At 59.3% G+C, this 18,874-nt stretch carries 16 protein-coding genes; 3 read left to right on the top strand and 13 right to left on the bottom strand.

All coding sequences use genetic code 11. From position 1 onward, the window contains the following. Nucleotides 1-128: 128 nt before the first annotated feature. The 10 genes from ACFFNA_RS32715 to ACFFNA_RS32760 form a co-directional block, all read right to left on the bottom strand. Nucleotides 129-2,780 (bottom strand): ABC transporter permease, encoded by a 2,652-nt coding sequence (locus tag ACFFNA_RS32715; RefSeq protein ID WP_378923903.1) that lies wholly within the window; start codon nt 2,778-2,780, stop codon nt 129-131. Then, nucleotides 2,780-3,460 (bottom strand): ABC transporter ATP-binding protein, encoded by a 681-nt coding sequence (locus tag ACFFNA_RS32720; protein ID WP_378923904.1) that lies wholly within the window; start codon nt 3,458-3,460, stop codon nt 2,780-2,782. Before ACFFNA_RS32720 ends, ACFFNA_RS32715 begins: the two co-directional genes overlap by 1 nt. Further along, on the bottom strand, nt 3,453-4,115 hold the full coding sequence (locus ACFFNA_RS32725; RefSeq protein WP_378923905.1) for an ABC transporter ATP-binding protein: 663 nt from the start codon (nt 4,113-4,115) through the stop codon (nt 3,453-3,455). The genes ACFFNA_RS32720 and ACFFNA_RS32725 overlap by 8 nt, the downstream gene beginning before the upstream one ends. A gap of 1 nt (nt 4,116) precedes the next feature. Further along, nucleotides 4,117-4,719 (bottom strand): hypothetical protein, encoded by a 603-nt coding sequence (locus ACFFNA_RS32730; RefSeq protein ID WP_378923906.1) that lies wholly within the window; start codon nt 4,717-4,719, stop codon nt 4,117-4,119. Between the two features lie 129 nt (nt 4,720-4,848). Continuing rightward, nucleotides 4,849-6,213 (bottom strand): sensor histidine kinase, encoded by a 1,365-nt coding sequence (locus tag ACFFNA_RS32735; RefSeq protein WP_378923917.1) that lies wholly within the window; start codon nt 6,211-6,213, stop codon nt 4,849-4,851. Then, a complete protein-coding gene (locus ACFFNA_RS32740; RefSeq protein ID WP_378923907.1) occupies nt 6,200-6,877 on the bottom strand; it encodes a winged helix-turn-helix domain-containing protein in 678 nt (225 codons plus the stop codon). The genes ACFFNA_RS32735 and ACFFNA_RS32740 overlap by 14 nt, the downstream gene beginning before the upstream one ends. 84 nt (nt 6,878-6,961) lie before the next feature. Continuing rightward, the gene (locus ACFFNA_RS32745) at nt 6,962-7,501 is read right to left on the bottom strand and encodes a tyrosine-protein phosphatase (protein WP_378923908.1); all 540 of its coding nucleotides are present in this window, start codon (nt 7,499-7,501) and stop codon (nt 6,962-6,964) included. Between the two features lie 77 nt (nt 7,502-7,578). Continuing rightward, nucleotides 7,579-8,373, bottom strand: coding sequence for a COG4705 family protein (locus tag ACFFNA_RS32750; protein ID WP_378923909.1), 795 nt, complete (start codon nt 8,371-8,373; stop codon nt 7,579-7,581). 36 nt (nt 8,374-8,409) lie between these two features. After that, on the bottom strand, nt 8,410-8,667 hold the full coding sequence (locus ACFFNA_RS32755) for a hypothetical protein (RefSeq protein WP_378923910.1): 258 nt from the start codon (nt 8,665-8,667) through the stop codon (nt 8,410-8,412). Nucleotides 8,668-9,043: 376 nt separating this feature from the next. After that, on the bottom strand, nt 9,044-9,439 hold the full coding sequence (locus tag ACFFNA_RS32760; RefSeq protein WP_378923911.1) for a MurR/RpiR family transcriptional regulator: 396 nt from the start codon (nt 9,437-9,439) through the stop codon (nt 9,044-9,046). 1,042 nt (nt 9,440-10,481) lie between these two features. Between ACFFNA_RS32760 and ACFFNA_RS32765 the strand changes: the two genes are divergently transcribed. After that, nucleotides 10,482-10,583 carry an excalibur calcium-binding domain-containing protein gene (locus tag ACFFNA_RS32765; protein ID WP_378923918.1) on the top strand — a complete coding sequence of 34 codons (102 nt, stop codon included), beginning with the start codon at nt 10,482-10,484 and terminating at the stop codon, nt 10,581-10,583. 129 nt (nt 10,584-10,712) lie between these two features. On the opposite strand, the gene ACFFNA_RS32770 is transcribed toward ACFFNA_RS32765, so the two are convergent. Together ACFFNA_RS32770 and ACFFNA_RS32775 are read right to left on the bottom strand one after the other, a co-directional pair. Then, nucleotides 10,713-12,749 carry a DNA cytosine methyltransferase gene (locus ACFFNA_RS32770; protein WP_378923912.1) on the bottom strand — a complete coding sequence of 679 codons (2,037 nt, stop codon included), beginning with the start codon at nt 12,747-12,749 and terminating at the stop codon, nt 10,713-10,715. Between the two features lie 276 nt (nt 12,750-13,025). Continuing rightward, nucleotides 13,026-13,268: a hypothetical protein gene (locus tag ACFFNA_RS32775; RefSeq protein ID WP_378923913.1), complete on the bottom strand. Its 243-nt coding sequence runs from the start codon at nt 13,266-13,268 to the stop codon at nt 13,026-13,028. Between the two features lie 106 nt (nt 13,269-13,374). Between ACFFNA_RS32775 and ACFFNA_RS32780 the strand changes: the two genes are divergently transcribed. Continuing rightward, nucleotides 13,375-14,007: a PIN domain-containing protein gene (locus ACFFNA_RS32780; RefSeq protein ID WP_378923914.1), complete on the top strand. Its 633-nt coding sequence runs from the start codon at nt 13,375-13,377 to the stop codon at nt 14,005-14,007. A gap of 115 nt (nt 14,008-14,122) precedes the next feature. Beyond that, the gene (locus ACFFNA_RS32785) at nt 14,123-17,497 is read left to right on the top strand and encodes a TM0106 family RecB-like putative nuclease (RefSeq protein WP_378923915.1); all 3,375 of its coding nucleotides are present in this window, start codon (nt 14,123-14,125) and stop codon (nt 17,495-17,497) included. Nucleotides 17,498-18,346: 849 nt separating this feature from the next. On the opposite strand, the gene ACFFNA_RS32790 is transcribed toward ACFFNA_RS32785, so the two are convergent. After that, nucleotides 18,347-18,763: a hypothetical protein gene (locus ACFFNA_RS32790; protein WP_378923916.1), complete on the bottom strand. Its 417-nt coding sequence runs from the start codon at nt 18,761-18,763 to the stop codon at nt 18,347-18,349. Between the last annotated feature and the right edge of the window lie 111 nt (nt 18,764-18,874).

Raw genomic sequence — 18,874 nt, forward strand, 5'->3', positions numbered from 1 at the left:
GACGACGATCCGGCGCGATTTGCCTTGCCGGATCATCTCTCTCGGCATGAGAGAAGATGGAACAACTTTAGTCCTTCGAGTTTTCGACCAGTTGGCCTGAGCTATACAAATAGTTAAACCGGGACCGGTCAGATGTCCCGCAGGTGCTCTGGGTCGTGCCCGGATAATGGCCTCGTTGACAGCACGGCGGCTACGACCGAGGCAGCAACAAGGCACAGCACGATGCAGATATAGGTCCAGGGAACCGAAAGTGCCTCTGGTGGTGGGTCGAACACGCCGGTCAGCAGCTTCACCAGCATCCAGGCGGTGCTGACGCCAGACAAAAGGCCGAACGCAAAGCCACCGACGAGGATGAGGAGGCCTTCGCCCCACAGGAAGGCTGCCAACTGCCGAGGCTTGGCGCCTATGGCACTCAGAATGGCAAAGTTCCTGCGCCGCTCGATGAATCCCAGCGCGAGCATCAGCCCGGCCGCTGCTGCCGCCATGACGACCGAAAACCCCAGTTCGATCGTCGTCAATCCGCCAAGATCGACCGCCGTCAGACTCGACCCGATCAGATGGGCTGCCTGGCCGATATCGGCGACCTTCAGCGACGGATCGAATGTGAGCGCTGACCTTGCCTGTCGGGCCAGCGTCGCGGGATCGCCCTTCGCCCGTATGAGGACATATTCCGACGCTTCGGAGCCGGTCATGCGGGCGACATAAGCGGCATTGGCGACCAGGAAGGAATCCTTCGGCGCGGTCGGGAATTCGCGGGCGACGCCTATGAACTTGAAGGGAATCGGATGGTACTGGTGATCCTTGGCGTCCATCAGCCGCAAATTGATGGAATCGCCTTGCTGGAGCTGGAAGTCTTGCACCGTTTCCTCCGACACCAGGACGCCGTCCGGCGTTGACGCCAGCCGCTCAAGAATGTTGGCTGCGCTGCCGCCGCTGAAATAGGTGTCGGACAGGCTGGTTGCGCGTTCAATGCGCTTGGGGTCGATGCCATAGAGATCCTGCAGGTCGGCGCCAACATATGCGAAGCGATGCTGCATCGGTTCGGCCGCTGCGGCTTCAGGCAGCGCAGCCAGCGTTGCCAGATGCGCGCCGGCCGGCCTGTCCGCGGTGCCCGAAACGGTGACGTCAGAACCGTTCGTCAACTCGGCGTCGATGCGCGCCTGCGCATTGTAGGTGGCATTGAAGATTGCCGTGGACGTGGCGAACGAGATTGCCAGCGCGGTCATGGCGATGCCGATGGTCAGACGCTGCGATTGTCTCGACAGCGTGGCAGATACTACAGGCGCGAGGCGCCCGCATACCGGTGTGACGATCGCCCGAAGAACTCTGCCGTTCCGGGAGATGATGTAGCCCGAAAGCCGCACGGTCAGCAGCGCCATGCCCAGCCAGAACAGAGCGGGCGCGATGAAGGCCTTGTAGTCCACGGCGGTTGCGGCAACGCCTTCGGGTGCAAGCACGATCTGATACCCGGTGCTTGCCGACAGCCAGAAGAAAAGCGCTGCTGAAGCCAGCAACAACGCATCCAGCCACAGGCGCTGCCAGAGCGGCGTTACCTTCCGCACGACGGCTCGCCGGGCGGCGCTAACACTAACCCAGCGAGCGTCGCGCCAGGCCGGAAACAAGAAGCCGACGAAGCCGACGAACAACCCGGCCAGTGCAACAAGAAACGGCGTTGGGCTGTTCATTGCCACCGACACGCGCAAGCCAGGAGCCGCGAGGCCGAACAGCGACGCTCCCACAATTCCCAGCACAGTTCCGCCGATCGCGGCGATTGCGGCTTCAGTGGCGGACAGTGAGAGGATTTTCCGCGTCGTGGCGCCACGGAGGCGCAGAAGCGCCTGTTCCATCCGTCGGCGTGACGCACCCGACGACGTGACTGCGAAGGTGAGCGCCACGGCGAGCGCGATGCCGGGCAGCCCGAGAAACAGGAACAGAACGGAGGCGTAGAGTGCATCTTCGCGGACCGCGCCGAGACGGGACCCGAGATTGTCGGCGACGAGAGCCTGGCCGGCGACTTTCGCCTCGAGGTTCTTCTCTGCGCCGGTGACAAAAGTGTAGGCCGAGACCGGGTCGGCTGGCAGGGCGGCATGGGTGAGCCGAACATGCAATTGCAGCCGGATGGTATCGGGGCGTATTTTCGCCTGGGGATCGAACAGCTGCTGCCAATCTGCCCGCGGCAGGACCAGCACATTGTCCGGCGGTGCCTGCGGGGCTGCCTGAGGAGGTAGGCCAACCGCCTGGAACAGCGAATCGGCATCGGGAAGGTCGATCACACCGGCGACTTTCACGTCTGCCAGAGGCAGGCCGATCCGCTTGATCGACACGGTATCGCCCGGGCCGACATGCAGATTGGCCGCCGTCTGCTGGGCAATGAGAACGCCTTCGGTTTTGCCGGAAAGCAGCCGGATCTCCGCAGGAAAGTCTTTCGCATAGAAGCTGTCGAAGGCGATGACCTGTCCTGGTCCGGTGGTTTGTGTTGTCCCGCCGGTCTCGGCCTCGAAGCCGGCAATATCTGCGTATCGGGCCTGGTGCACGGTCTCGACCCGAGCCGCGTCATTCAGGGCCCTGCCGACGAGATCCGGATCGGCTCCCGAGACCACCTGAACCTGCCAGTCGATCGGGACGGCCGATATGGCACGGGCGGTCATGGTGGCGCCGGCACTCGCGAGAAAGAGAACCATTGCGGCAAGCAGTGCAACAGTCAGTGCGACGCCCGCCATGGCCCCGGCGACGCGCAGAAAGCGGCGGGCGAGCACGCCGCGAATCCACAACAGGAGCATCATGCTGCTCCATGTCTCGGCCAGCCTGGAATCAACCGGCCGTGGTCCATCGTCCATCGCGTCGACATTCGAGCGGCCACGGCTTCATCGTGCGTTGCTACGACCAAGGCGATATCCGTACCCTCAAGGCGATCCAGCACGGCGTCGAAGAAGAATTGCGCGGTGATGCTGTCAAGCTGCCCCGTCGGCTCGTCGGCAAGAACCAGCTTCGGTCCTGCGGCCAGCGCACGTGCCATCGTTATCCGCTGCGCCTGTCCGCCGGACAATTCCTCCGGCAGCTTGTCGGCAAGTTCGCCGAGGCCGAAGGATGCCAGAAGCGAGGCTGCGGTTCCATTTTCTGCGCTGTCTTCGTCCGCCAGGACCATGGGCAAGTCGATATTCTGAGCTGCGGTGAGAGCCGGAAAAAGGCTAGGCGACTGAAACACGAAACCAATCTGGCGCGGCCTGAGCTCCTCGAATGCGCCGAGGCCTGGCCATTCGATCCTGCCGCGTGTCGGCCTGTCCAGCCCACCGAGGATATGAAGCAGCGTGCTCTTGCCACTGCCGGAAGGTCCGACCAAAGCGATGCGCGCACCCGATGCGATTTCGCAGCTGACATCGCGCAGGACGCTGATCTGGCCGTCGGTTCCATCGTGGAAATCGCGACCGACACCTTGTGCCACAACGAGTGTCTCACTCATTGTCGATCCTTCCGTCTTTCAGCCTGATGATCCGATCAGCGGTTTGCGCCAACGCCTTGCTGTGGGTGGCCAAAAGTGTCGTCAGGCCTGCTTCGCGCCTCGCTTTGAAATGCTCGACCAGCCGGGATTCGGTGTCCCGATCGACCTCCGCTGTCGGTTCGTCGGCAACCAGAACAAGCGGATCCGCGGCCAGCGCGACTGCGAGCCCGGCGCGCGCCGTCTCGCCGCCGGAAAGCCCGGTGGGAAATGCCTGTGCGCGATGAGCAAGGCTGACACTTTCGAGCAGGAGCCGAATTCTGGTTTCATCCGGCCTTCCCGCAAGCAGCATCTGAAAACGGATGTTCTGCTCCACGGTCAGATGACCAAACAGATTTCCCGACTGAAGGAGGATGCCGAAATTGGCGGCCCGCAGGCGTGCACGTTCGGCTTCCGATCGCCGGGAGAGCCGCACCCCGGCCGCTTCGACATAACCGCCATCCGGCTCGTCCAGCCCGGTCATGCAGGCCAGCAATGTGGATTTGCCGCTACCCGACGGTCCCGTGACGGCGACGATCTCTCCAGGCGACAGATGGAGGCTGATGCCCCGCAGCGCCGCGGTCTCGTCGTCCCCGATGTGGAAGAACCGATAGAGTTCGTGCGCATTCAGCGCGTACATCTCACTTCCACCGAAATGAATTCGACATCAATTGCCACTGGTCGACATTGTCCGCGCCCTTAGGTGCGTAGAGTTCGAGCGTGACCAGCTTGCCGTCCTTGAAATAGAGGTAGCGCTCGTTCTCCAGGCGAACCTGCTTGCTAGTCACGGCGTTCGGCTCGGAGTTGGACGTATAGACGATACGAACCGCGGGACCCGCCGGAAGCTTCACCGCCTTGACCGCGGTCACCTTCACGGCGCGTTCGGCCTTCTCAAGCTCCGGAACATTGTTGGCCTTGGCGCTCTCGACGGTCGGCGCGGCGTCCACATTCGACACCGAAACGACGACGCCGTCCAGCTTGTCGACGAAGTTTGCGCCATCGGCACGATCCGAACGCGCCCAGCCTTCCGGCACTTTCATGGTGAATCCCTGGGGCGACGTGTAGTCGATGAAGACCTGCGTATCGGGAATGTCGCCAGGAGGGTTCTTTTCCGGTTGAACGGCCTTTTCCGCGGCAAGCGCCGGCGCGCTTCCTGCAATCGGGACAAGTGCGCCGGCTGCGCCCAGACATATTGCGACAGCGAGGATCGGCGGAGTACGGCGACTTTTCTGAAGTGTGTTCATCTGATGCGGCCTTTCGAACTGGACGAAGATGGCGTTCAGTATGCGGCATCAAACTTACAGGCATGTCACCCGGTTCATACGATTTGGTAAGCTTGGTGTCAGGCCGTTATGTGACACGGAAGATTTTGCTCAGGATCTCGCTCTTGGAAAATTGACGGTGACTGTCAGTCCGGGATGGTTATCCTCGAGGCTGATGGACGCCCCATGCAGGTCGGCTATGGCCCGCACAAGACTGAGACCGAGGCCGTCGCCAGGTGTTGTCCGGCTGTGGTCCAACCTGTAGAGCCGTTGAAAAACCCTTTCCCGCTCTTCGGGAGGAATCCCGGGACCGTTGTCACTGACTTTTACGAGAATACAGTCATCCTGCCTTGTCACCGACAATTCGATGGCCGTGCCGGGAGGGCAATGCCGCAGGGCATTCTCCACGAGGTTTGCGGACATCTGCGTCAGCAATTCCCAGTCCCCGTGGATTTGACATTCCGGACCCTGAAAGATCTTTGCCGACAGGGATTTTCCGTCATCTTCGGCCACGTCCCCATAGATTTCGGCAATGGTTTCTATGACGCCATTCACATCCAGATCGATGAACCGCGCCTTGCGCGCTCCGGCCTCGATCTGGGCGATACGCAGAAGGGCCTCGAAAGTCTCATTGATCTGATGGCCCTCGGCGAGCGCCTCGGCCAAATCATCGGTAACATCTTGCCCTGATGCGGTCCTCTCGGACGCTGCTTCCAGGATCATCTGGAGACGATTCAACGGCGTCTTCAAGTCGTGCGCAATGTTGGCGCTGACCTGCTTCATGCCTTCGACAAGCGCCGACAGCCGATCGAGCGCGGCGTTCACCTGGCTGGAGACACGGTCGATATCGTCGCCGTTCCCGATCAAGGGGATGCGGGCGTCGAGCCGCCCATGGGAGACATCGACCATGGTGGCCGCGATTCCATCGAGGCGGCGCTGGACGCGCGAAGCAAGCAAGGCGCCGCCGGCCACCGCCAAGCCCGTGATGATGAGGGTTCCCCAGCCGAAACTCATTAGGACGATGCTTTCCAATTCCTCGGTCTCGGAAAGGTTGAACGCCACGGCTAGCTTGTTTGCGCCAACCGAGCCGGAATAGGCCCTGTACTCGCTACCTGAAGGCATGCCAGACACCGCCGCATCGAACATCGAGAAGCCGTCGGGCAGATCTGCCGCGGTAAAGTTTCCGGCCAGATGTTTTCCGTCCGGACCTGTCAGCGAGAAGAGCTGCTTCCTCTTCGGACTGAGCGCGGAGTGGCTGTCCACCGTCGAAATCAGGTCTTCCAGATCGCTCTCAGCATATGTTGCCGCCACGACCGAATATGTCTCCTTGATGGACTCGTCGAGCCGATCTGCGAGATTTGCGCTCATCAGCCGGTAGACGATGGCGCCCGACAACACGAAGGCCAGCACGAACAGAAACGCGAATATCAACGCCAGCCGGAAAGGCGTACTTCGAAGCAGGCTAAAGCGGCGCATGCAAGCTGTAGCCGGTGTTGCGTACGGTGTGGATGAGTTGCGTTTCGAACGGTTTGTCGATCTTGGTCCGTAGCCGGCTGATATGGGTCTCGACCACGCTGGTCCTGGGATCGAAATGGAAATCCCAGACGCGCTCAAGCAGCATGGTGCGGGTGATGACGCGCCCTTCGCCACGCATCAATACCTCGAGCAAGCTGAATTCCCGTGGCTGAAGGTCGATCGGCCGGCCCTGCCGTGTCACACGGCGCATGATCAGGTCCATTTCGAGATCGGCGACCCGCAATCTGGTTTTCTGTTCTTGCGCCGCCGGACGGCGACCAATGGCGTTGATGCGAGCCAACAGTTCGGAAAAAGCGAATGGCTTGACGAGATAGTCGTCGCCGCCCGCCTCAAGCCCCTCGACCCGGTCGTCGACGCCACCGATCGCGGTCAAGAAAATCGCCGGCGTCCGTACGCCCGCGGCGCGAACCGCCTTGATCATGGACAGGCCGTCAAGGCCGGGGATCATCCGGTCTGCTACAATCACGTCATAGGAATCGCGTGTCGCGGCAGACAGTCCGTCATGGCCGTTTCGTAAGACATCGCAGATATGCCCAGCTTCGGTCAGTCCCTTGACCACATAGTCGGCTGTCCTTGGGTCGTCCTCAACGAGAAGAAGTCGCATCGTTGCCTACTGTCCAGACCACATCGAGACGCCATGCTAGCATCGGCGATCGCACGATTGGCAGAATTGGGTTTGCAATCGCCATCATGAGCCGGAAAACCCAAGCAGCGGCTCCATGGCTTCGAAGCTCTGATCCATTTCGTAGGTTCCCAAGAGCGGAATGGCGATATGGCCGAAGCGGATTGACAGTTGCGCCTCGGATTTCTCTTCGCCGGCTTTCTCAAGCGCCGCCAGATAAAGTGCCGCCGCCAGACCGCTGCGGTCGGATCCAGCCTGGCAATGGATGAGCAGCGGCTTCGGCGCCGACTTCATCAGCGCGATCAAGGCGAGCGATTGATCCTGTGTCAGCTTCCTGCGGGCCGACATGGCGAAATCGATATGCCGGATACCAAGCTCCCTCGTTGTTTTCACTTCTTCGTCGTACCACGAGCGGCCACGAGCCTCGCCGCGCAGATTGATGATCGCGGCGATGTGGTACTCGTCACGGTAGGCCCTGATCTCGTCTCCCGTCGGCTGGGCGGATCGATAGACCCGGCGCTCGACGATCGGGTGGAAATTGTCGTTGAGGTGCGTAGCGGCCAAGGCGCAGCCGGCAAACGCTATCACGCCAACAGTCGCAAACATCCAAGGCTTGACCGAAATTCGCCGCAAAATCACCGTCGGTTCCTCATCGCGTCCGGGCGGCAGGTCACCGCCCGGGCCTATTCCGTCTCAAGCAGGATTTCGTCGGCCTCGTCGACTTGCTTCTTCAGCGTCATATAGAGAACAAGGGCGATTATGCAGCCGAGGAAGATCATGCTGGTCGAGGTGGTGCCGAAGCCCAACCCGCCATATTCGACCGGTTGCGAGAGCAGGTCGCCGAAGGAGGCTCCAAGCGGCCGCGTCAGAATATAGGCAAGCCAGAAGGCAAGGATAGCGTCTAGCTTGAGCACGTAGTAAGCGAATGCGATGAGCGCGATCACGCCGCCAAACAGCAGGCCGGCCGTGAGGTAGCCCATGTCGAAGCGCTCGGCGACTAGATCCCCAGCGGCGGTGCCGAGCGAAAAGGTGAAGAGGATCGCCAGCCAGTAGAAGATCTCACGCCTTGTTGTGAAGATCGTATGGATCGACAACGTTCGTTCGCTTGCGTACCAGACCGCGAAGGTCGCAGCCAGCACTATAGCGAACGCGATCGTGGTCGTTTCGAGACGCACGCCGAAATTGTCGACGAGATTGTCGGTGACCAGGGTGCCGACGACGCTGATGAGCACGACCGCCAGCCAGTAGGCCCATGGTACGTAACGTTTCTGCACAAACTGAAGAACGAGCGCGACAACCAAGATACCGGTCATGATCAGCGAGGTGATGGTCAGACCGAGGCCGAGATTGACAGCGAGGTAATCGGCCGCCGTCTCGCCCATGGTCACCGCCATCAGCTTGATCAACCAGAAATCGACGGCAACTTCGGGAACCCGGTTGATGGTAGGCGCGACAATATTGCTGGTTGGCGAGAGCATGACGAGATCCTGTCGTTGGTGGGAGGGGAAGCCTGTCTACTTGCCCAAGATCTTCATGGCCTGGGCAAAGAAGTCATTGGCGCGCTTGTCGTCGTCGGCGTTGCACCGTTCGATGCCCTTAGTTTCCAAGTCGGAGACCTTGTTCTTGTCTGCGTCGCTGACCTTCGCCGACGCCTCTGCTGCCCGCAAATTCTTGAGCGAGGTCTCGCAAGGCGTCGCAGCTGCGGATGCGGACGAAATGGGGTTGGCGACGGCGAATGCGCCGAGTGCAAAGGCGAGAACCAGTTTGTTCATGTGATATCTCCCTGCTCTGGGCCGGTCTTCCGGCTGCATCGATCAAACTCCGTCCAGGTCGGGGACGTGGCGGCATCACCACGATAGCCAGGCGAAGTCACCGGGATCTGTCCGGCGCTTTACAATTTTGTAAGATTGGCCATTGAGGCGACAAAACCCTGGCGAATGCTTCGCCATCATTCGATAGAAAGGGAAGTTGGCCGGGTTTAGGCGATACTCCGGTAGCCCCGTTGGACAGGTTTGCTCGTGCCATGGAAAACACGACCATCCCCCCTTCCCCCAAGCCCGCGCCGGAGGCGTTCGAGCAAGCGATTGAAGGTCGTCCAGGCCGCCGTGGTCGTGGCCATAATCCTGCTGCTGTTCACCAAGCCGTTTCTCAGCGAGGGCTCGGATGGGCACAAATTCTTAGCGGAACCTGCAGGATTTCGGCCACCTTGTCGGACACCAGCAGACCCAGATTGTCACTGATGAGCACCACCGGCACGTCATGCTGCCGGGCCTGATCGAGGACGACCTCGACCTCACGATAGAATGGCGCGTAGGCGATCATCAGCACGGCGTCATCCTTGCCGAACCAGAGCAGGCGATCGGCGAGCGCAATGCCCGATACCGACAGCGCGCTGCTGGGCAAGCCAATGCGGTCGAACTGCAGGCTGGCGTAGTCGGCCATGGCGCCGGAAGGGCCGAGGCCGAAGACATGGCGGCGATTGGCCGGCGCCAATATGTCGATGCTGCGTGCAAAGCCCGCCGCCATCTCGGGGCGCTTGAGCACCGCCAGGACATTTTCGTGGATGTCGATGACGACGACGTTCCCGTCAGGTCCGACAGCAGCATCTGGCGCAGCGCCGAGAGACTTTCAAAGCCGAGCGAACGCGCCGTGCGCACCACCGTCGCATCGCTCGCGCCGGCAAGTTCCGCGATCTCGGCGGCGGAACCAGCAGCACCGACTGCTTGCGATCGGCAAAGAAGCGGGCCATGCGCTGCTCGGCCGGCGGCAGACTTTCCAGCGCTGCGTGGATGAGGGCATCGAAGGCCCCCTGTTGATCCGGAGCCGCCTCTGTCATGGCCGGTGTTTCATCGGTTGGTCAATCTGGTAGTAATTGCTACGGGATCGACCATCCGAAATGTTCATTACAGTAGTGTAGACGGCGGGAGCCTCGACTGGCGGTTCGCCAAGGCGCTTGGGTCGTGCGATGCGCTCGCCTTCGAGGGACCGTGGATGAGGCTTTGGCTGATCCGTAGAGACGCGGCCGCCTCGGTCAATTCGTGTTGGTTGCTCAGAGCCTGAGCAATCTGAGCAGAACGCGCATGACCAGCGCTTCCGAATTGACGGCGGGGTCTCATCCCTCGACGGTAATTAGCCCGCCAAGGCTGTACTGTAGGACCGTCTGGGCTAGCGTCCAGACGCGTCGCGGGCGGACAAGGCATCGTACTTCAGTTCTTGATCACCTTGTGACCGCCTCAATATATGTACCCATTTTTCGATCAACTCGGTTCATCTCTAAGAGCTTTCAAGGGTTGCCAATCTGTCGGCCGCTCCAAAAATCCACTGATGCATAAGTCGCATTGATACCGAAACTTGGGGTGCGTTCGACCGAATTGAGTGCGCAAATGGCATCGACATCCTAGCTACTTGGAGGAACAGTGAAGCAATAGCAATTTGGTTCATCGTGGCTATAAGCTTCTTGTCCGGAAACAGCTCGCCGTCTCCCAGGGAAAACAGTCGGTTGTTCGGCGTGACTTCAATCAGAGGAAGTTCGTTCTCGCGAATAGCGCACAACTGATCTTGCGATCGGCGGCTGACGTGTTCGCAAATCAGCTCCTGTGATGAGGCCCGGTGGTATCTGGACAATTGTTCCTGGGGCGGCAAGCTCGATCGCGACAGCGACGGCATACCATGCGAGTCACTTTGCTGATGTGCGCCGCTCAGCAGCGAACCAGGCAAGCTGCGACAATCAGTTCAGCGGCCAAGTCGACATTGGGATGGCGATGGAGAGTTGCCATCCCAATGCTTCAGCTTCATGCCCTCAATGCGGGTGACGTCATCAGCAATGATCTGGAACGGTATCCAGATGATCGCTTACCCGTGCAAGCATGTTGAGCTTCAGCCTACCCTGATGCTGGGCGGGTAGCGGCGATTGCAGAGCCTGTGCGTAGTCAAAGTCCAATCCCGTAAGGGCACTATAGATCGCCAGACCGACCGCCCGTGCCATGACCGGCGGCAGCGCATTGCCAATCTGACGTTTCTGCGGGTGTTGCGTACCGCAGAACACCCAGTCGTCCGGAAAGCCCTGAAGCCGCGCGCCCATTTTCATCGTGAATTGGAAAGGCGAATTTTTCGGATGGTCCGCCGAGGGGGCGCTCTTTGCGATTCCCAAGGGATCGATCCCGAGATCCACCCAGGCCTGCTTCCGCAAATTGGCGCTGAACGCCAGTCTTCCGGATTGCTCGGATCCTCCGACAATGGTCGGCCCAATCTTGTTTGCCTTGTTCCTGGCCCAATCTTCCGCTCCCTCCCAACCATTCGCGGCAACGAGATCAATCAGAGCTTCGCCGACGGTGGTTCTCCATTCTGGGAATCTCGGCGGCATACGGAAGCGGCCGATCGGAACGTCCCGAAATCCGACAAACGCTACTCTTGGCCGATTTTGAGCCAATCCGTAGTCGCTGCCAAAGAAGCTGAATACCTGCGTGTCGTAGCCAAGCTCCTTGAACTTCCGATGAAGTTCCGCACGATAAGCCGAGTTTGCCCTGAAGCCGAACCCCTCGACGTTTTCGAAAAAAAAGGCTTTTGGAGCGACCTCGCTGACAATCCGCACTGCTTCCATAAAGAGATCGCGTTCATCGTCGCGCCCCTTCTGCAAGCCCATGCTTGAATGGGGCTGGCAGGGTACCCCGCCGGCGACCAGATCGATTTTTCCGCGGTATGAAGTAAAATCCACATTTGCAATGTCGCCCTGACGGACCGGGCCGAGCGCCCGGTTGACTTTCAGCGTCGCCACCGCATTCTTGTTTTGCTCGTAGATGCAGACGGCGTCGAAACCCGCGGCGTGCAGCCCGAGTGCTTGGCCTCCCGCACCAGCGCAGATCTCAATCGAGCTGAGCCGATAGGGAGGGTCGATCACCGTTTTTGAGGCTGAGGCAGGCAATTTCCTGTGCTTCAACTGCTCTCGCGAAATGCCGTTGTCGTTGAAAAGCCAAAGCACGCTTTCCACCGCAGCGCGGTCGAGGAAGTCATGGCTCGTGTCGTATGGGTTGCCGCTGTCCGGATCGATCGACTGGAATTCTCCCAAGGCCAAGCTCTTCAGGCTGTCGTGCGCTCGTGCGAGCCAAACAGTCTCGTCAGGATTGCCCTGGTAATGGAACTCCCATGCGGCCGGAAGCGCTGCCGTATCGAACAGTTCCTCGAAGCGAGCCAGACAATCGCCAGCTTCCTGCATGAGCGAAATGCGATTGTCGATCAAATCGTCGCGTGAACGGGTATCGTCGTAACCGTCGTTGTAGAAATCGATAAGGGATTGCGCGAACGGCAGAAACTGCTCGCCGAAGGATTCGACTTTCGACTGCGCTTTCAATTCCGCCGCTGAACGCAGCGCCTTCCGGCGTCGGCGTTCCTGCTCGACACCAGGATCCTTTGCATCGTTGACATGGCGGCGCTTGACTGCCGCGACGTCGCTTGAAGCCACGAAACTTCCCAGCGCGATCTTCTCGACGACTTCGTCCCTGACGGCTGTCGGAGCCGCGACCAGGGCTTTGATGGTGGCGAAGGAAACGGCCCCCTTCAAGATCGTCTCGCGATGAGCCCCAAGGGCCTCGGTGAATTTCAGATAGGTCCGAAGATCGCTTCGATTCAGGCCGCACTCGGATACGAGAAATGCCTTCAGCTTGGATTTCGGCAATTCGTTGCGAGCGGCGTCGAGCTCCGACGCGATATCGATAAACGCCTTAGTCATCGCCTTTTGGCGGGCGCGTACACGCTCCTTAATCGCGTGCAGGCGTTCGCTCTGGGTATACGTGGGCGCCCTGGTGCCTTCCGACCGGTCGGCCGCGTTTTCGTATGGCTGAGTTTCGTTGAAATCCACGTTGCCCTCTCCGGTTGCAAGCGGACTTGTGGATGCCAATCTCCTTCGGCGGCATCAAAAACGTCGATAAAATTTGAAGGACCGATCGATTTTATCGAGAGCTGTGAATAATCCGAGAGTGTTCTTTGCCCGGTTTCCCACTGGCTTCAATTGGGCCCGTGCATCTTGTCTTGCCAGGATAGCGAACTATTCATCACCCCTCCTGTCGAACCATATCTTCTCTCAATCAACTGCGGGTCCGTAGCTCAGCTGCCATGACAGGACCTGACTCGCAACTCAATCTTCCAGAACGTCCTTTGTTTCCAGAGGCCCGCCTTTCGTAAGAAGGCTTTTCGCAATAGGCGACGATCCGGCGCGCTCAAGTGTGACTTTGAACACACGCCGATTGTCGCGGACCGTCTGGGGGCCGTTCTGCGCCGCCGCCGCGAGAAGGTCATCAAACCGTTCGCGGGCTTCGCGTGCGTTCCAGACTTTCGTCCGCTTGCCCGATGCTGCCTGACCGCGGGGAGCACGCCCCATTTGCAAACCTCCTGCCGTCCAGCTCATTAACGGATTGCCGGTGACTCTCAAATATGAGTTCTGCACTTTAACACCACGGACAGTTTCTGTGAGCCCTCGATCGACAATGTACGTGCTCGACACGAACGTGCTGAGCGCGTTGGCCCACAAGCGGCCCAATCCCAAGGTCGTCGACTGGGTTGGCAATCTTCGCGCCCCTATCGCCATTCCCTTTAGCGCGGTATTTGAAATACAGAGGGGGATTTCCATGCTCAAGCCTAAGGATGCACAACGGGCCGCCAGCCTTGCGAAATGGTTGAAATCATTGCTCGAGTCCGATGTGGTATTTCTTGCGATGGATGCCCCCGTTGCCCAACTCTATGCAGACATGACGCTGATCCCTGCTCTGCAGGACCTTTGGGTCCCTTGCAGGAACGCCAAGAAGCCAGGGCAAGACCTCGCGATCGCAGCAACGGCGATCGCGCACCGCGCCGTTGTCGCCTCCATGAATACTAAGGACTTTGTGCGTATCGACCGCTATTTCCGTCTCCGGGACTTGTTCAACCCCGACTGTGGTAAGTGGGATATTCCCCTCGCAAGTGCCCGGAGGTCATCGGGTCCCCAGACTCATGAAAGGGAGCAGCAGCGGTGGCACCATCGCCCCCTTCCCCGGCAAGGAAGCAGGCTCTTTCCTGTGTGTCCTCGGTTTCCATTTTCCCAGGCGTCACGGGCAACAACCGAGAATTTGGCAGCCATGTGATGACAACCGCAGAAATCAATGTCGGAGTCTTCTTTTCGCTTGATCGAAGCGCCGATTTCTCCGAGCTCGCTTCATGAGACAGTCGGGGCACGGGATCCAATTAAGTGCGACCGACTTGGTCGGCCATCTGAATTGCCGCCATCTCACGTGCCTAGACCTGGCAGTCGCTCAAGGCACACTTGCCAAGCCAGCCTCTTACGATCCCTTTCTTGAAATCCTTCGGGAACGAGGTGCGCTTCACGAGCAAGCGTACGTCGACCATCTGAAGAATTCTGGCCTCGACGCGGTGCGCATTGAAGGCGTCGACATCACGGTGGCCGCCGCCGGACAGACACTCGATGCAATGCGCGCCGGAACGCCTGTCATCATCCAAGGAGCCCTGTTGAACGGACGGTGGAGCGGTCGAACGGACGTGCTTCTCCGCGTTGAGACACCGTCAGCGCTTGGACCCTGGTCCTATGAGGCAGTCGACACCAAGTTGGCTCGCGAGACAAAGGGGGGTACCGTCCTCCAGCTTTGTCTCTATTCCGATCTGCTCGCCGACGCTCAGGGTCTGGCACCTGAACTCATGCACGTGGTTCCGCCATGGGCGGATTTTAGGCCACAGCAGTATCGCTTCGCGGACTACGGGGCGTTCTATCGCAGGGCCAAATCGGGGCTTGAGTTGGCTGTCGATTCAGCGGCCGATTCCGACACCTATCCTGACCCCAACAGTCATTGCGATGTTTGTCGCTGGAGCACGCAATGCGACAATCGACGTCGAGTTGACGATCACCTCTGTCTCGTTGCGGGGATATCCAAGGTGCAGATCAACGAGCTGAAAACCCGCGGCGTCGGCGCGATGGAATCGCTAGCCGCTATGCCCCTGCCCTTGCAATGGAAGCCCGAGCGCGGCTCGGCTCATTCCTACGAGCGCATCCGCGAGCAAGCACGGTTGCAGGTGGAGGCGAGAGCCAGTGGCAGCCTCGGCTTCGAGCTCCTTCCTGTAGTAGCAGGCTTCGGGCTAACTTGTCTTCCCGAGCCATCGGATGGCGATGTCTTCCTTGACCTGGAAGGCGATCCGTTCGTCGGCGAGCACGGGCTTGAGTACCTCGTTGGATATCATTTCAAAAATGAAGCGGGCGAATGGAGTTACGTCGGGGACTGGGCTTTCTCCCGCGCTGACGAAAAGCTCGCATTTGAAGCGTTCATCGACTTCACAACCAAGCGTCGAGAGACGTATCCGGAACTGCACGTCTACCACTACGCACCCTACGAGCCTGGGGCACTGAAACGGCTGATGGGCCGCTACGCAACACGTGAAGAAGAATTCGACAACATGCTGCGGTCGAAGCTGTTCGTCGATCTTTACGGCGTTGTCCGCAACGGCCTTCGCGCCAGCGTTGAAAGCTATTCGATCAAGAGGCTGGAACCGTTTTATGGATTTACGCGCGAAACAGCTCTTCAGGACGCAAACGTTGCATTGCTGAGTCTCCAGTCAAGCCTGGAACTCGGACACCCTGACAAAATTCGCGAACAAGACCGATCGGTGGTCGAGAGCTACAATCGCGACGACTGCGTATCGACGCAGTTTCTTCGCGACTGGCTGGAAATGCTCCGCTCACAGACGATCGCTGCTGGTGAGCCGGTTGCCCGGCCTCAACCCGGCGACGAAGTAGCGAGCGAAAACGTCACGGCATGGCTCGCAAAGATCGGGCCGCTGATCGAGCGGCTAACCGCGGACGTGCCTGTCGATCCGGAGGAACGCGACGAGGAACAGCACGCGCGATGGATACTCGCCAACATTCTCGATTGGCATCGGCGCGAAGCAAAGGCTGCGTGGTGGGAGTTCTTTCGTCTTCGCGATCTGTCGGCCGAAGACTTGATGGACGAACGCAGCGGCCTGTCGGGCCTCACGTTCGTCGGCGAAGTCCCTGGGGGCGGAAAGCTGCCGACGCACCGCTATTCATTCATCCCGCAGGAAACAGACATTCGCGTCGAGGACGACCTGCACAATGTCGGTGGCGACAAGATTGGAACCACGGTTGCGGTATCGCAGCAGAACCGTACGGTCGACATCAAGAAGACAGGCAAGTCCATCGGTATTCATCCCCAGGCGATCTACGGCTCCAAGAATTTCGGTTCTGATGAACAGGCCAATTCCCTCGTGCGCATCGGCGAATACGTGGCGGACCGCGGCCTAACTGGCGACGGGCCATATTGCGCGGCGCGCGATCTGCTGCTGCGCCTAGCGCCGCGTTTGCGGGGTGAGCCGATCAAGACCGATGAGGAGACAACCTTGGCAGCAGCGATGCGGGCCGCCACCGTGTTCGATGGCGGTGTCTTCCCGATTCAAGGCCCCCCGGGCACCGGGAAATCGTTCACTGGCGCACGGATGGTTTGCACGCTTGTTGGCGAAGGTAAGACCGTCGGGATCACCGCAAACAGCCACAAGGTCATCAGGAATTTGATCGACAAGGTGGTCGAGGCGGCCGACGACCTAGGCGTCGACCTGACATGCATCGTGAAGCCGAAAGAGGTGGAATCCAATCAGCACCGCTTGGTCTTCGCGAAGAGCAATGCCGATGTCTATGGAGCATTGAGCGGACCATGCAAGGTCGCTGGGGGGACGAGCTTCCTCTGGTCACGGGCGGATGCGTTTGAATCCATCGACGTTCTCGTAGTGGACGAAGCGGCTCAGATGTCTCTCGCAAATGTGCTGGCGGTTTCGCAGGCAGCCCATACGGTTGTTCTGCTTGGCGATCCTCAACAGCTGGATCAACCGATGCAGGGAAGTCACCCGGACGGAACCGACGTGTCGGCTCTGAATCACATTCTCGCCGGCGGGAAAACGATCGCCGCCGGGCAAGGGCTGTTTCTCGAAGAGACCTGGCGGCTCCACCCCGATATATGCGCTTTCACATCGGAGCTATTCTATGAGGGCAAACTGAAATCAAAGGAGGGCCTTGACGGCCAGATCGTATCGAGCGGTCCGATACAAGGGTCCGGCCTGCGGTACATCCCGGTGAGTCACAGCGGAAATCAGAACTCCTCCCCGGAAGAGGCTGTCGTCATCGGCGACCTCGTGAACCACATCCTGCAGTCGAAAACGCGTTGGGTCGATCGGCACGGGAAAGAAGATGTCGTCACACTGAATGATATTCTGATCATCACGCCTTACAACGCGCAGGTCTTTGAAATCCAGCAGCACCTTACCAGCGCCAGAGTCGGAACGGTCGACAAATTTCAGGGTCAGGAGGCGCCGATTGCGATTTATTCGATGGCGACTTCAACTCACGCAGACGCCCCACGAGGCATGGAGTTCCTTTACAGCCTAAATCGCTTCAACGTTGCGACGTCGCGGGCAAAATGCCTGTCGATTCTCGTGGCTTCACCACAAGTGTTCGAAGCGGAATGCAGGACGCCACGACAGATACAGCTTGCCAATGCGTTTTGTCGATATCTTGAGATGTGCTCGGTGATCCAGTTGCCAACCACGCATCAGAATTGAATGCCTGCCTCCCACCTTTGAGCAACCCGGCAGCTTCTGTCCGCAGTCGGCTCGCGGTGCCAGCATTTCCAGATCTGGGCTGAGTCTTTGGCAGAGCTGGCCGTCAAGCCCGTTGTAAAGTCCGAAGGCCATGACGGCGAATGGTGCACCAAATTGCAGCTAAGCCCTTTGCGTGGAATGAAATACTCCACATGATTGCATCATGTTTGTTTTGGAGGAGGTGCTGGCCTTGATGCGAGGGGAAATGGTGCAACAGCATGACGACATGGGGAAGGCTTGTTTGGAGACGGTAGATGATCAGGTACGCCACCTCTTCCGGCGGTACTCTTCCACAACCCGTCTGGCTGGCCTGCTCGATCTGCTGGATGGATCGGCCTACCTCGAAGAGCCGGCGGCTTTCTGGTCAATTTTCCATCAAGTTTGGTCAAGCTGCGATGTCCCGTGGGAGCACGGAAGAAGAGCCATCAAGCAATTGGAGAGGGCGGGCAATTGTGGAGAGTTTCTAGGATGCGGGGATAAGCAATTCCGCAACTCGGTGGCAACCGCCGCCGTAGCTTCAATGTCCGACCCAGCTTGGCCGAGACCCAGGTTTTCTGACAAAGTTGGAGAGAAAGCGCGACCAACTGTCAGGCAAACGTCCGCGACCCGACCGGAGCTTGCGCCAGTATGGCTGGTAGATGGCTCCGGTTAATTAGACATTCCATCAGATTCGTAATATATATTTCCCCTGCACGCTACTATACATTTCACCGCAATCAGCAATCGCCACCAACGCCGTCGAGTGCTGCAGACAAGGTTCTTCAGCCGTTCAGCAACATGAACGGCTAGTATTTCCCTTCGAAGCCGACCTCAAAGGGCGAGGTGTTCCTCGGCCCATACAGCGAACTCCTCCAGGCGCGTCAGCGCCCTCTCCGCCTCGTTTCGCGTCTTGGCCCTTGATCCGTACTGCACTTCATCCTTCTCCTCCAGGAGTGCCCTCAAATTCGCTTCCTGCTTCGAGGGCAGATTCTTTCCTAAAGCCGCCCGCAGCAGCTTAACGACCGCTTGATGGTCGCCTTGGTTGATTTCACCGCGGGATTTGGCGGTTAAAGCATCGGCATAGGCGATGGCACAGTTGATCACCGTGGACATGACCGGGTTCCCGATGTCGCCTGCATCGGCAACGAGGTTGCTATTGCGGGCGGCTTTCAGAAATCCTCGGGCAATCAGAACCCTTCCTGAAACGTAAGCGGCGTCTTTTTTCTTTGTTGACCCGATCCTAACCATGCACAGGCCCTTGAAGCGTAGGCACGTCCTCGGGGCGGCTTCCGGCAAGCACGATCGCATCTAGTTTGACGTTTTTCCACCATGGATCATCGTCGCGAGCGAGGCGGCGGA

The sequence above is a fragment of the Mesorhizobium kowhaii genome (assembly GCF_042431665.1).
GTDB lineage: Bacteria > Pseudomonadota > Alphaproteobacteria > Rhizobiales > Rhizobiaceae > Mesorhizobium > Mesorhizobium kowhaii.

Coding starts and splice junctions, on each gene's coding strand:
- ACFFNA_RS32780 (WP_378923914.1), top strand. CDS start 13,375: ATGTACGTGCTCGACACGAACGTGCTGAGCGCGTTGGCCCACAAGCGG.
- ACFFNA_RS32740 (WP_378923907.1), bottom strand. CDS start 6,877: ATGCGACTTCTTCTCGTTGAGGACGACCCAAGGACAGCCGACTATGTG.
- ACFFNA_RS32790 (WP_378923916.1), bottom strand. CDS start 18,763: ATGGTTAGGATCGGGTCAACAAAGAAAAAAGACGCCGCTTACGTTTCA.
- ACFFNA_RS32775 (WP_378923913.1), bottom strand. CDS start 13,268: ATGGGGCGTGCTCCCCGCGGTCAGGCAGCATCGGGCAAGCGGACGAAA.
- ACFFNA_RS32745 (WP_378923908.1), bottom strand. CDS start 7,501: ATGTTTGCGACTGTTGGCGTGATAGCGTTTGCCGGCTGCGCCTTGGCC.
- ACFFNA_RS32755 (WP_378923910.1), bottom strand. CDS start 8,667: ATGAACAAACTGGTTCTCGCCTTTGCACTCGGCGCATTCGCCGTCGCC.
- ACFFNA_RS32720 (WP_378923904.1), bottom strand. CDS start 3,460: ATGAGTGAGACACTCGTTGTGGCACAAGGTGTCGGTCGCGATTTCCAC.
- ACFFNA_RS32725 (WP_378923905.1), bottom strand. CDS start 4,115: ATGTACGCGCTGAATGCGCACGAACTCTATCGGTTCTTCCACATCGGG.
- ACFFNA_RS32735 (WP_378923917.1), bottom strand. CDS start 6,213: ATGCGCCGCTTTAGCCTGCTTCGAAGTACGCCTTTCCGGCTGGCGTTG.
- ACFFNA_RS32750 (WP_378923909.1), bottom strand. CDS start 8,373: ATGCTCTCGCCAACCAGCAATATTGTCGCGCCTACCATCAACCGGGTT.
- ACFFNA_RS32715 (WP_378923903.1), bottom strand. CDS start 2,780: ATGCTCCTGTTGTGGATTCGCGGCGTGCTCGCCCGCCGCTTTCTGCGC.
- ACFFNA_RS32730 (WP_378923906.1), bottom strand. CDS start 4,719: ATGAACACACTTCAGAAAAGTCGCCGTACTCCGCCGATCCTCGCTGTC.